Here is a 10742-nt window from a genome sequence, read left to right as displayed (position 1 = left end):
TGAGCGACCAACTCGACACCGCCACCGAACGCGACGGCAAAGGCGACCTCACCACCCTCCTCACCGGCGCCGACACCTGGACCGTCATCGGCTGAGCAGAACGCCGCGGCCGGGCCGGCGCGGTGCGCCCGCGCCGGCCCGGCCGGCCCACGGCGGCACGCCCGGCGGCCGGCGCGGCGGTCACCGACCTGCGGCACGAGCGCCCGGGCCGGCGTGGCCCGGCGGAGCCCCGCGCACCTCGGGCGGAGCCCCGCGCACCTCGGGCGGGGCCCCGCGCGGCTCGGCGGGGCCCCGCGTCCGGTGCCTACGCGTCCCGGGTCCGGTGCGCGAGGCGCGCCGTCGGCCCGGGCGGCGGCGCGGGCCGGTCCCGCAGTTCCCGGGCCTCGTCGTACGCGTGACGGGAGCGTTCGACGTCGGCCATCCGCTCCTTGGTCCACAGCGCCAGTCCGCGTACCTGCTCGGCGGCCTCACGGCCCAGCTCGGTGAGCGAGTAGTCGACGCGCGGCGGGATCACCGGCTTGGCGTCACGGTGGACCAGGCCGTCCCGCTCCAGCGTCTGGAGGGTCTGGGTCAGCATCTTCTCGCTGACCTGCCTGCCCACCCGGCCCACCGCCCGGCGCAGCTCGCCGAACCGGTACGGCCGCTCCAGCAGCTCGATCAGGACGAGGACGCCCCAGCGGCTGGTGACGTGTTCGAGGACCAGGCGATACGGGCACATCGCCTCGCCCACGTCGCGCCCGTCCACCCCCTTGCTGCTTACCGTCATGCCAGTACCTTACTTCAAGGTGGGTACTTTCCAAGAGTTAGCGCCCCTCCTAGGGTGAGTGTTCACCGCACCCCACAGGGAGAGACACACCATGAGCATCGTCGTCACCGGAGCCACCGGACACCTCGGCCGCCACGTCGTCGGGCAGCTGCTGGAGAAGGTACCGGCCGAGCAGATCACCGCCGTCGTCCGCGACGAGGCCAAGGCCGCCGACCTCGAGGCCCGCGGCGTGCGGCTCGCGGTCGCGGACTACAACACGCCCGCCACCTTCGACGGCCTCTTCTCCGCCGGCGACCGGGTGCTGCTCATCTCGGGCAACGAGTTCGCCAAGGGCCGCGCCGCACAGCACCAGGTCGTCATCGACGCGGCCGGGGCGGCCGGAGTCGCCCTGCTCGCGTACACGAGCGCACCCGGCGGCCTCACGGCCTCGCTGGCGGACGACCACCGCGCCACCGAGAAGGCCCTGCTGGCCTCGGGAGTGCCCCACACCCTGCTGCGCAACGGCTGGTACCACGAGAACTACACGGAGAACCTGGCCCCCGTCCTGGAGCACGGAGCGGTCGTGCAGGCCGCCGGGGACGGCCGGGTCGCCTCCGCCTCGCGCGCCGACTACGCCGCGGCGGCGGTCGCCGTGCTGACCGGCGAGGGCCACGAGAACGCGACCTACGAATTGAGCGGCGACACGGCGTGGGGATTCGCCGAGTACGCGGCCGAGGTGGGCCGGCAGACCGGCCGGGAGATCGCCTACCGCTCCGTCTCGCCCGAGGACTACGCCGCGATGCTGACCGGCGCCGGACTCCCCGAGGCGCTCGCCGGAATCCTGACCGGCGTCGAGGCCGCCATCGAGAAGGGCGAGCTGGCCGCCACCGGCGGCGACCTGTCCCGGCTCACCGGCCGCCCCAGCACCCCGCTCGCGGAGGCCGTGGCGGCCGGCCTCAAGGGCTGACGGGCCGGCCCGCCGCCCTCGGGCGCGGGACCCCGGGACCTCGTAGGCGCCTGTCATGACCGTATGGCGATACGGGCATGACAGGCGGTGGGGTGCGGCGCTACCTTCTTGGTGGCCGCACCCGGTTCCGGTACACGGAACCCGGACGGGCGGCCGGGACGCGACGGGCGTCCACGAGCCGCACGAGAAGGAGTTGCCGGTGGCCGGGAAGCCGAAGGGCGAGCAGCGCGCGGGTCTGCTGAACGGCTTCGCCGCGTACGGCATGTGGGGACTGGTCCCGCTGTTCTGGCCGCTCCTCAAACCCGCCGGGGCCGGTGAGATCCTCGCCCACCGCATGGCCTGGTCGCTGGTGGTGGTCGGCGCCGTCCTCCTCGTCATGCGCCGCTGGGCGTGGGCGGGAGAGCTGCTGCGCCAGCCCCGCAGGCTGGGCCTCGTGGCCGTCGCCGCCGCCGTCATCACCGTCAACTGGGGCATCTACATCTGGTCGGTGAACTCGGGGCACGTGGTCGAGGCCTCGCTCGGCTACTTCATCAACCCCCTCGTCACCATCGCGATGGGCGTGCTGCTCCTCAAGGAACGGCTGCGGCCGGTGCAGTGGGCGGCGGTGGGCGTCGGCCTCGCCGCCGTCGTGGTCCTGACCATCGGGTACGGCCGACCGCCCTGGATCTCGCTCTGCCTCGCCTTCTCCTTCGCCACGTACGGCCTCGTGAAGAAGAAGGTCAACCTCGGCGGCATCGAGTCGCTGGCCGCCGAGACCGCGATCCAGTTCCTGCCGGCGCTGGCCTACCTGCTGTGGCTGGGCTCCCGGGGCGACGCGACGTTCGGCACGGAGGGGGCGGGGCACGCCGCGCTCCTCGCGGCGACCGGCGTGGTCACCGCGATCCCGCTGGTCTGCTTCGGCGCCGCCGCGATCCGCGTCCCGCTGTCCACGCTGGGCCTGCTCCAGTATCTGGCGCCCGTCTTCCAGTTCCTCCTCGGCATCCTCTACTTCCACGAGGCCATGCCCGCCGAGCGGTGGGCCGGGTTCGCGCTGGTCTGGCTCGCCCTGTCGCTGCTGACGTTCGACGCGTTGCGGACCGCCCGCAACGGAGCCCGTGCACTGCGCGCGTCGGCCCGCGCCGCGGCGAACCCCACCGGGGTGACGGTCCCCGCCGTGCGGGAGGAGTCCGGCGCCCCCGGCGCCTGAGCGACGCCGTCCGCGGCGGCCCCGCACCGGACGGGAGCCGCGCCCCGGCGCCGCACGAGGCCGGGGCGAGGGCGGTACGAGAGCGCGAAAGGCCGCTTCCCGCGCGAGCGGCACCCCGGGTGCGTATAAGTGGAGGCATGACGCCGACTCCCGTACCCGTGCACTGGAAACTGGTCATCGACGCCGCCGACCCGCACGCACAGGCCGCGTTCTGGTCCGCCGCCCTCGGGTACGAGATCGAGGACAACAGCGCTTTCGTCGAGCGGTTGCTGGGCCTCGGCGCCCTGCCGTCCGCGGCCGTCACGGAGGTCGACGGCCGCCCGGCCTTCCGGGACCTCATCGCCGTACGGCATCCCGACGACCCCTACGACGCCGAGCGCGGCACCGGGCTCGGGCGACGCGTTCTCTTCCAGCGGGTGCCCGAACCGAAGTCCGGCAAGAACCGCCTCCACCTCGACCTCCACCCCGGCGAGGGGCGCCGGGCCGCCGAGGTGGAGCGGCTGGGCGCCCTGGGGGCGACGGTGCTGCGGGACGTGCGGGAGCCGTCCGGCGCGTGGGTGGTGATGGCGGACCCCGAGGGGAACGAGTTCTGCGTGCACTGACGCCGGCGCGTCCCACCGCCGGTCCCGGCCGCGGCCCCGGCCCGCCGCGCACGGCGGGCGCGGTGCTCAGCGGTGACGGCCGCGGGCGGGCGCGGTGACCTGCGGCACCGGTCGCGCGGCGGCGCTCCTGCGGCCCAACTCCCGTGTCGTGTCGGCGCGCTCCTCGCCGAGCGCGTGCACGGACGCCGGGGTGGCCGCCGCACGCAGCGGGGCCGCCACCGAGCGGGGCAGCCGCGCGCCGAGGGCCAGATCGGCTTTGACGTGCGAGCGGAGCACGGCGACCACGGCCAGGTGACGGCGCAGGTGCTCCGGAGGCAGCGACGCCACCGAGACGTTCACGGCGGCCCGGACGTCCGCCGGATTCGTGGGCAGGGGCGCGGCTCCCTCGGAGGTGGCGGGGCGGACACCGGGCGGGGCCGGGGCGGTCCGGTCCCGGCGCGGCCCGGCACCCGGCCGGTTCCCTGCTCCGGCCGCCGGCGGCCGGACCGTGCGCCAGCTCATCATCCCGGTCAGCTCGTTGACGCTCACCTCCACCCGCGGGCGCGGGGCGTCGCGGGCGACGGAACCGCGGCGGGACACCGCCGGACGGGCGTGGGCGGCGGCGACCCGGGCCCGGTCGAGCACGGGATCGGGGAGCAGGGAAACGACGGCGCGCGGTACGGCCGTGCCGGCGGCCCGGCGCGAGCCGCGCCCGGCCACGGGCACGATCCCCAGCCCGCCCGGCGTCTTCTGCACGGCCTCGGCCTCGGCCTCCGCCTCGGCGCGCCCGACGCCGGGCACTCTCCTGTTTCCCGCCCCTCGACCCATCGGACGTCCCTCCCGTCGCCTCTCCCCCATCCTTTCCCCCGACCCGCGGCCGTCACGCGCTCCGAGGGACCGGGACGGGCGGCGGGGCCGGTCGGGGGCGTGGGCCGCCGGATGACGTCACGGGGTGTCGTTCAGGGCGCGGGCCCGCCCGGCGAGGCGGCCCATCCGGGTACGGGCGGACTCCAGCGGCCCGATGTCGTCGGCCGCCGGGCCGCCGTCGGCCGCGAGCTCGGTCCACACGCCGATCAGGTCCCGTCCGAGGTGCAGCCCTTGCAGCGGGTCGCGCACGGCACGCCACGCCGTGGCAGCGCTCTGCACGTTGCCGTACGCCCCCTCCGCGTCCCGCAGCCGGCGCCGGACCCGGGCCAGGTCGAGCGACAGGTGGAAGGACCTGAGCGCGTCCCCGGCCAGGTAGGCGATGTAGGCGGTCGTCTCGCGCAGCCTCAGCACCTCGGGATGCTCGTCGCCGAGGGCCTGCGCGGCAGCCGCGGCGGTGCGTTCCGCGAGGGCGGCGGCCTCGTCGATGCGGCCCGTCCGCACCGCCGCGTTGATGCGGGCTACCGGCTCCGCGGAGAACGCCGTGGCACCGTCCCCCGCGCGGGACGAGGCCGGCGTGAGGGACGCTTCCGCCTCCGGGGCGAGCATCGCCTCGGCCAGGGCGTCGAACCCGCGCGCGGGAGCGGGTTTCGGGTCCGGTTCCCGCACGGAGGCGGTCGGGGACACCGCCTCCGTGGGAGCGGGGGCCGCCGGCGCCGGTACGGGCGGCAACTCCACCGAGGGGTCCAGCACCGGGGCGGGGCCGAACTCGCCCAGCGGGGCCGGTGCGGGCCCGCCGGGCACGATCCCGGTCGCCGCGCCGCCGGGCAGCGGCGCGGGCTCCTGCCGAGGCCCCGCCCCAGCCCCGGCCCCAGCCGACGGCGACGGGACCGTGGAGGGGGCGGAGGGGGCGGACGTCGCTGGTCCGGAGGGCCGGACCGGTTCGGCGGCCTCGCCCGACGCCGTCGGGACGGGCGTGGGCGCGGGTGCCACCGGTGCGGCGGCGGGTGGGGCGGCGGGTGCGGGGCCGGCGGAACCGGCGTCGTCGAGGCGGCGGGGCGCCGGAGCCGCGGGTGCGGATTCGGGGCGGGGCGCGGCTGCGACGGGCGCGTGCGGGGGAACCGGGCCCGCCACCGGCGGTGGCGCGTAGGCGGGCGCCGCCGGCGCCTGCACGGGAGCCGCCTCCGGGCGGGCCGCGGCCGTCCCGGACCGCGGCGGCGTCCGCACCGGCTCGCCCGCGTAGCGACTGGAGCCGTCGGCGGAGACCTGGAGCGGCACGACGAAGCCGATGCGCTCGTCGTGCACGGCGGCGACCACCGGGTGCCCGGCGGCACGCGCCAGGCCACGCAGGTGGCGGAGGACGGCGGCCTGCACCGGCTCGCCCGGTGCGGCCGTGATCGGACTGCCGTCCGCCGTCGCCACGGCGTCCGGGGTGCCGGAGGCCGCGCCGGCCGGCGCGGCGGTCACACGGACGTCGACCGGGACCGCTCCCGCGGCCGGGAGGTCCCCGGCGTCGGCCGCCGGGTCCTGCCACTGGGGTTCGCGCTGCCGGTCGCGGCTGGGTCGAGACATCGGTTCCCTCACGAAGGGGTGGTCGGGGGTGAGGACGGGATGGGGAGCAGGGGCGGGGACACGGGGCGAGGGGGTGACGGCGGGACTGGGCCCGTCGCCCGTCGGGCGAGCCGGCGAGGGCGGACCCGCCGCCGTCGGTGGACGGCCACGGCGTCGTCGCCGGCTCCCTGTGCGGGTACCCGCTCCTTTGCCGTCGCCACCCACCGCGACCGCCCGGTCACTCCCGCGCGCGGGATGGTCCCCATTCTCGCCCCCGCACTCGTCCGGCCAGGCCGGGATTCCGGATGATCGATGGATGCGGCGCCGCTCCGCCCACGGAGTGGACCGCCGGCCGAAGGGCCTCCGCCGCCCGCCGTCCGGGGCTGCCCGGCCGGGGCCGCCCGCGTCCACCACCGAGTCTCCCCGCTGTCCCCTGCCTCCCAGGTCACCGCCACGTCACAGGCTCGTCCCAGGGCCGGGCGCAGCACCCTGGACATGTAGATGCACGTGCATATATCCTCGTCGCATCCAGTCGTCGCCGCATCGCGGTGCGCCTCCAGGGGGAGCCATGACCCGCAGTTTCCTGTTCGTACTGGGCAGCAGCCGCACCGAGGGCAACAGCGAACTGCTGGCCCGCAGAGCGGCCGAGCAACTCCCCCCGGACACCGGGCAGCGCTGGCTGAGCCTGGCCGAGCCCGCGCTCCCCGACTTCGTCGACCTGCGCCGCGACGGCGACCACGTCCGCCCGCCCGCCGGCAGCGTCGCGGCGACGCTCCTCGACGCCACCCTCGCGGCCACCGACATCGTGATCGTCTCGCCGCTGTACTGGTACGCGGTGTCCGGCCTCACCAAGCGGTACCTGGACCACTGGTCAGGCTGGCTGCGCACGCCCGGCGTCGACTTCAGGGCGACGCTGGCCGGCCGCACGCTCTGGGGCGTCACCGCCCTCGCGCACGAGCAGCCGGAGGTAGCCGACCCGCTGATCGGCACGCTGAACAACTCGGCCGCCTACATGGGGATGCGGTTCGGCGGCGTCCTGCTCGGCAACGGCAGCCGGCCCGGTGACGTGCTGGAGGACGCCGCCGCCCTGGCCCGCGCGAAGACGTTCTTCGCGGGGGAGGCCCCGTTCGCCCGCTTCCCCGGCGAGAGGTGAGCACCGGGAGCCGCCGCGCGCTCAGGCGGTGATGTCCCCGGCCGTAAAGCGCGCCCACGCCGCCGATCCGAACACGGCGGCGTACAGCGCCTGGAGGCCGAGGTCGCGCGTCAGGTCGTCCCAGTAGACCGGGTCGCGCATCAGGTCGGCGAACGACAGCCAGTAGTGGGAGAAGAAGTACGGCTGGATCGCGTGCAGTTGCGGGATCTGGTCGAGGATCTGGACGGTGATGAGGAGACCGACCGTCGTCGCCATGGCCGCGATGCCGCTGGTGGTGAGGGTCGACACGAACAGACCGAGCGCGGCGACCCCGACCAGGGACGCGGCGACGACGAGCGCGATGAGGAACGCCCGGCCCAGCCCCTCGCCGAAGCCGATCCGGGTCCCGGAGATGGTGGCCAGGTCGCCGAGCGGGAACAGCAGGGCTCCCACGGTGAGGGCCGAGACCGCCACCACGAGGGTCGCGGCCAGGCAGAACGTCAGGGTCGTCGCGTACTTGGTCAGGAGCAGCCGGGTCCGGCCCGCGGGGGCGACGAGGAGGTAGCGCAGGGTGCCCGTGCCGGCCTCGCCGGCGATCGCGTCGCCCGCGACGACGCCGACCGCCATCGGCAGGAAGAAGGGGAGGGTCGCGGCCAGCGCCGTGAAGACCAGGAACAGGCCGTTGTTGGTGATCTGCGCGATGAAGGCGGGGCCCTCGCCGCCGCGTCCGCCCACCGGCGAGCCGTCGCTCGTCTCGATCCTGACCGCCACGCCGATGAGCACCGGCACGGCCGCGAGGACGCCGAGCAGCGCGATCGTCCGCCAGCGCCGGAAGGTGGTGACCACCTCGTTGCCGAACAGGCCCAGCGTCCACAGCCGCCCCGGAGGCGGCCCGGCGGGTGCGGGGCGGGTGGCGGAGCCCTCGGGCCGTGTGCCCGCGGCGGCCTCCGACGGGTTGGCGGGCACCGGTCCGGACCGCGACCGCGCCCCCGGTCCCACCACCGCACCGGGGCGCTCGTCGCGGCGGTCCTCAGCCCGCGACATCGAAACCCTCCCCGGTGAGCGCCACGAACGCGTCCTCCAGCGAGGCCCGTTCGATGCCGAAGCCGCGCACCCGCACGCCCTCCTCGACCAACGCGGCGTTCACGTCGGCCAGTTCACGGTCCGGCGGTTCGGCGGTCACGGTGGTCCGCGTGACGACCAGGTCCGCCAGGCCCTGTTCCTCCAGTACCCGGGCCGCGTCCGCGGTGTCCGGGGTGGTCACGACCAGCCGCCCGCGTGCTCCCGCCGCCAGGTCGGCGACCGCCCCCTGGGTGATCAGCCGGCCCCGCGCCATCACGGCCGCGTGCGTGCAGACCTGCTCGATCTCGTCGAGGAGGTGCGAGGAGAGGAAGACGGTGGTGCCGTCCGAGGCCAGCTCCCTGACCAGGGAGCGGATCTCGCGCATGCCCTGCGGGTCGAGGCCGTTGGTCGGCTCGTCCAGGACGAGCAGCCGCCGAGGCCGCAGGAGCGCGGCGGCGAGCCCGAGCCGCTGCTTCATGCCCAGGGAGTACGCCTTGGCCTTCCGGCCGCCCGCCGCGGTCAGGCCGACCCGGTCGAGGGCCGCCGCCACCCGGGCCCGCCGGGTACGGGGGTCGGCCGCGGGGTCGGCGGCGTCGTACCGCAGGAGGTTGTCCCGCCCGGAGAGGAAGCCGTACAGCGCGGGGCCCTCGATGAGCGCCCCGACGTGGGGCAGCACGGACCGCGCGGCCCGGGGCATCGGCTGCCCCAGGACGCGGGCCGTGCCCGAGGTCGGCTCGATCAGGCCCATCAGCATGCGGATGGTGGTGGTCTTGCCCGAGCCGTTCGGCCCGAGGAAGCCGAAGACACTGCCCGCCGGGACGGTGAGGTCCAGGGCGTCCACGGCGAGCTGCCCGCCCCGGTAGCGCTTGCTCAGGGAGCGCGTCGCGATCACCGCGTCCGCGTCGGACACGCCGCCGCGCGGGGCGGGCGCCGGCTCCGGGGCGGACGCCTCGGACCCGGCGGCGGACAGCTCCTCCATGGGCTCCCTCGGTTCGGTGTGCCTGGGGACTCAGTGGGCCGCTTCGGCCGCCTTAACCAGCGCGTCCTTGGTGACGGCACCCGCGTAGACCGTGCCGTCGTCCGTGATCAGCGCGTTGACCAGGCGGGTCGAGAAGACCGTGCCGGAGCCGAACGAGCCGGTGACGTGGTCGCCGAGGGAGTTCAGGAACCCGTCGACGTCGCTGTTCCCGGAGGAGCCCTTGCCGCCGGACGGCAGGCCCGTGCCGCCGGTGTGGAACTCGGCGATGGTGCTCCACCCCTTGCCGATGGTCTTCACCCCGTCGAGCCCCTCGCCGCCCTTCGGCACCGCCGTGCCCGCTCCCGGGGGCATCGCCCGGCCCATGCCCCGGGGCAGGCCCTTCCCCGTGTCCGCGTGGTCGTCGCCCTCGGTGACCTTCGCGCCCTTCGGCGGGGTGAAGTCGAAGGTGGACGCCGCCGGCCGGGAGAAGTCGACCTTGGTGAAGCCGACGTCCACGACCGCCGCTCCCCCGCTCGCCGGGGTCAGCGTGAACTTCAGCGGCAGCCCGGTCCTCGCGTCCACCGCGATGGAGATCGCGCCGACGGTGGAGCCGGACTGCTTCGGCTCGACGACCAGCTTGTAGGCGTCGCGGCCCGCGACCTGCGCGGTGCCGTCGACCTTCACGGACGTCGTGTCGTCGACGGACTCGAGCGCCTCGTCGGCGAGGTCCCCGGGGGTGGCCGGCATGTCGTGCGGCGCCTTGCGCCCGGCGCCCGCGGGGGCCGTCGCGTGGTAGACCTCGTTGGACTTGCTGTCGTAGCCCCACACGTCCTTGCCGTTGTGGACGACGCTGTACTCGGCGGCGTCCTCCAGGAGCGAGACCTTGCCCCGGTCGGGGCCGTCGGTCGCGACGCGCAGGGTGTGCGTTCCCGAGACCAGCTCCATCAGCTTGGACTGCGGGTCGGCGGAGGAATCGCCGTCCCCCCGGACGGCTCCGGAGGCGAAGCCGCCCGCCAGGCCGCCCAGATCGGGCAGCCCGAGGTCGGCGGAGACCTTCACCGTGCCGGACAGCTGCTCGACGTCCGACGCGGCGATCTTCTCCAGGAGTTCCCGGGCGGTGACCTTGGGCAGGTCGGGGTCCCCGGAGGACGCGAGGGCGGGGACGAGCCCGATCGTCGCCGCCGCGACCCCCACCACCGCGACCGGAACGACGTAGCGCGCGGCCCTGTGTCGCCCGGCGCGTCGGTCGTCGGCCTCGTCGGCGGCCTTCGCGCGGTCGTCGGTTTCGTACGGTGCCATGTGTGCCTTACCTCCGTCGTCGGCGGCGGCTCTGTGGTCCTGTCCCTGCTCCACCCCTGGGCCGCCATTCTCACCCGAACCGGTGAGGAGTGGTGTTCTCCATATGACCAAATCGGCCGGACGGAAGCGTCAGCCCGCGGAATCAACTCCGCGTAGTCCTGCGGTATGACGCCGGACGACGGCATCCGGCCGGACCCGTAGGGGTCGTACGGGGAGCACGTGCCCCCGGCGTGTCACGCGTCGCGGACGCCCCGCACGGCGCACGGGTCACCGACCGGCACGCACCGCCGGAGGGGGCACCGACGGCATCCACCGCACGGCGGGTCACGCGGCGGCACGGCGTGGGGCCGCACCGGGCGTCACGGGCCGGTGCATCCTTCCGGCCCGGCACCGGGGG

General features: G+C 75.7%; 10 protein-coding genes. 4 read left to right on the top strand and 6 right to left on the bottom strand.

The annotated features are described in order from the left end of the window. Nucleotides 1-304 precede the first annotated feature (304 nt). Nucleotides 305-766, bottom strand: a complete 462-nt coding sequence (locus tag ACGFS9_RS27600) for a winged helix-turn-helix transcriptional regulator (RefSeq protein ID WP_393256914.1) — start codon at nt 764-766, stop codon at nt 305-307. 91 nt (nt 767-857) lie between these two features. Between ACGFS9_RS27600 and ACGFS9_RS27595 the strand changes: the two genes are divergently transcribed. The 3 genes from ACGFS9_RS27595 to ACGFS9_RS27585 all read left to right on the top strand — a co-directional run bounded on the left by ACGFS9_RS27595 (nt 858) and on the right by ACGFS9_RS27585 (nt 3500). Then, nucleotides 858-1712, top strand: coding sequence for an NAD(P)H-binding protein (locus ACGFS9_RS27595; protein ID WP_393256913.1), 855 nt, complete (start codon nt 858-860; stop codon nt 1710-1712). Nucleotides 1713-1911: 199 nt separating this feature from the next. Then, complete coding sequence (gene rarD / locus ACGFS9_RS27590; RefSeq protein WP_393256912.1) at nt 1912-2898, top strand: EamA family transporter RarD; 987 nt, start codon at nt 1912-1914, stop codon at nt 2896-2898. 137 nt (nt 2899-3035) lie between these two features. After that, on the top strand, nt 3036-3500 hold the full coding sequence (locus ACGFS9_RS27585) for a VOC family protein (protein ID WP_393256911.1): 465 nt from the start codon (nt 3036-3038) through the stop codon (nt 3498-3500). Nucleotides 3501-3566: 66 nt separating this feature from the next. On the opposite strand, the gene ACGFS9_RS27580 is transcribed toward ACGFS9_RS27585, so the two are convergent. Beyond that, nucleotides 3567-4280, bottom strand: a complete 714-nt coding sequence (locus ACGFS9_RS27580; protein ID WP_393256910.1) for a hypothetical protein — start codon at nt 4278-4280, stop codon at nt 3567-3569. A 144-nt stretch (nt 4281-4424) separates the two neighbouring features. Then, on the bottom strand, nt 4425-5915 hold the full coding sequence (locus ACGFS9_RS27575) for a tetratricopeptide repeat protein (protein ID WP_393256909.1): 1491 nt from the start codon (nt 5913-5915) through the stop codon (nt 4425-4427). Between the two features lie 547 nt (nt 5916-6462). Between ACGFS9_RS27575 and ACGFS9_RS27570 the strand changes: the two genes are divergently transcribed. After that, nucleotides 6463-7047, top strand: a complete 585-nt coding sequence (locus ACGFS9_RS27570) for a flavodoxin family protein (RefSeq protein ID WP_393256908.1) — start codon at nt 6463-6465, stop codon at nt 7045-7047. A 21-nt stretch (nt 7048-7068) separates the two neighbouring features. Here ACGFS9_RS27570 and ACGFS9_RS27565 read toward each other — a convergent pair whose 3' ends face one another. The 3 genes from ACGFS9_RS27565 to ACGFS9_RS27555 are packed head-to-tail and all read right to left on the bottom strand — an operon-like array spanning nt 7069 to nt 10345. After that, complete coding sequence (locus tag ACGFS9_RS27565; protein WP_393256907.1) at nt 7069-8070, bottom strand: ABC transporter permease; 1002 nt, start codon at nt 8068-8070, stop codon at nt 7069-7071. Further along, the gene (locus tag ACGFS9_RS27560) at nt 8057-9067 is read right to left on the bottom strand and encodes an ABC transporter ATP-binding protein (protein WP_393256906.1); all 1011 of its coding nucleotides are present in this window, start codon (nt 9065-9067) and stop codon (nt 8057-8059) included. Before ACGFS9_RS27560 ends, ACGFS9_RS27565 begins: the two co-directional genes overlap by 14 nt. A gap of 30 nt (nt 9068-9097) precedes the next feature. Next, on the bottom strand, nt 9098-10345 hold the full coding sequence (locus tag ACGFS9_RS27555) for an outer membrane lipoprotein carrier protein LolA (protein WP_393256905.1): 1248 nt from the start codon (nt 10343-10345) through the stop codon (nt 9098-9100). Nucleotides 10346-10742 lie beyond the last annotated feature (397 nt).

The sequence above is a fragment of the Streptomyces sp. NPDC048566 genome, assembly GCF_043199735.1.
Lineage (GTDB): Bacteria > Actinomycetota > Actinomycetes > Streptomycetales > Streptomycetaceae > Streptomyces.
The sequence above is the reverse complement of the archived record's forward strand: the minus strand, read 5'-3'. Positions and strand labels throughout refer to the sequence as shown.

What these genes read in the sequence shown, in the direction of transcription:
- ACGFS9_RS27600 (WP_393256914.1), bottom strand. Translation starts at nt 766, where the DNA reads ATGACGGTAAGCAGCAAGGGGGTGGACGGGCGCGACGTGGGCGAGGCG.
- ACGFS9_RS27595 (WP_393256913.1), top strand. Translation starts at nt 858, where the DNA reads ATGAGCATCGTCGTCACCGGAGCCACCGGACACCTCGGCCGCCACGTC.
- ACGFS9_RS27585 (WP_393256911.1), top strand. Translation starts at nt 3,036, where the DNA reads ATGACGCCGACTCCCGTACCCGTGCACTGGAAACTGGTCATCGACGCC.
- ACGFS9_RS27575 (WP_393256909.1), bottom strand. Translation starts at nt 5,915, where the DNA reads ATGTCTCGACCCAGCCGCGACCGGCAGCGCGAACCCCAGTGGCAGGAC.
- ACGFS9_RS27570 (WP_393256908.1), top strand. Translation starts at nt 6,463, where the DNA reads ATGACCCGCAGTTTCCTGTTCGTACTGGGCAGCAGCCGCACCGAGGGC.
- ACGFS9_RS27565 (WP_393256907.1), bottom strand. Translation starts at nt 8,070, where the DNA reads ATGTCGCGGGCTGAGGACCGCCGCGACGAGCGCCCCGGTGCGGTGGTG.
- ACGFS9_RS27560 (WP_393256906.1), bottom strand. Translation starts at nt 9,067, where the DNA reads ATGGAGGAGCTGTCCGCCGCCGGGTCCGAGGCGTCCGCCCCGGAGCCG.
- ACGFS9_RS27555 (WP_393256905.1), bottom strand. Translation starts at nt 10,345, where the DNA reads ATGGCACCGTACGAAACCGACGACCGCGCGAAGGCCGCCGACGAGGCC.